We start from the raw sequence: 239 nt of genomic DNA, 5'->3' as shown, positions 1-239 counted from the left end.
CTCTTCCGATCTCTGCTCACCACCATAGATGATGGCCGGCACCTGTTCGTTCGCACGACGCAGGCGGCGGCTCGCACCTTTCCCCAGGTCGCTGCGAACGCTGGCATTGAGTGTGTAATCGGACATGGAATTGCCTCTTTCTGAAAGTAAGGAAAGCGCCGTGGCCCGCGACCAGACCACGGCGTTTCCGGGAGCCCCGCAGGGCATGTGTCCCGCGCCCTGTCCCGCCGGACGAGTCC

The 239-nt window shown here is 63.6% G+C and carries 1 pseudogene; it reads right to left on the bottom strand.

Features of this window, described 5'->3' with window-relative positions:
• Positions 1–126 (bottom strand): annotated as a pseudogene (locus tag SQ11_RS17000) (hypothetical protein); the annotation flags it as partial.
• Between the last annotated feature and the right edge of the window lie 113 nt (positions 127–239).

The sequence above is a fragment of the Nitrosospira sp. NpAV genome, from assembly GCF_000832065.1.
Lineage (GTDB): Bacteria > Pseudomonadota > Gammaproteobacteria > Burkholderiales > Nitrosomonadaceae > Nitrosospira.
This window is presented reverse-complemented; position numbering and strand designations above follow the sequence as displayed.